At 49.4% G+C, this 245-nt stretch carries 1 protein-coding gene; it reads right to left on the reverse strand.

Going from position 1 to position 245, the window contains the following annotated elements; all coding sequences use genetic code 11:
- Nucleotides 1–223, reverse strand: a 223-nt coding sequence (locus Q5762_RS40255; protein WP_399495650.1) for a DUF4326 domain-containing protein, incomplete at its 3' end; no start/stop codon positions are given.
- Nucleotides 224–245 lie beyond the last annotated feature (22 nt).

Raw genomic sequence — 245 nt, forward strand, 5'->3', positions numbered from 1 at the left:
CCATGATTGCATCACCATGACAGGCAGCAGGTTTGCAGAAGCAGACCAGATGCTTTCCTCTCAGTGGTTCCACATCGAGTTTTGGCAGGACGTGTTCCTTGTAGAGAGTGATAACCTCGTCTCTGGTTCCATCCCTGCCGATGACAAACGGATTTCCCCAAGGTGAGCCTCTGCCAATGTAGACAGCATTAGCTGGAATATTACCGTGGTATTTATTCAACACCTTCGGTTCATCTGGCTTGGGT

The organism is Streptomyces sp. P9(2023) (genome assembly GCF_032436795.1).
Classification (GTDB): Bacteria; Actinomycetota; Actinomycetes; order Streptomycetales; family Streptomycetaceae; genus Streptomyces.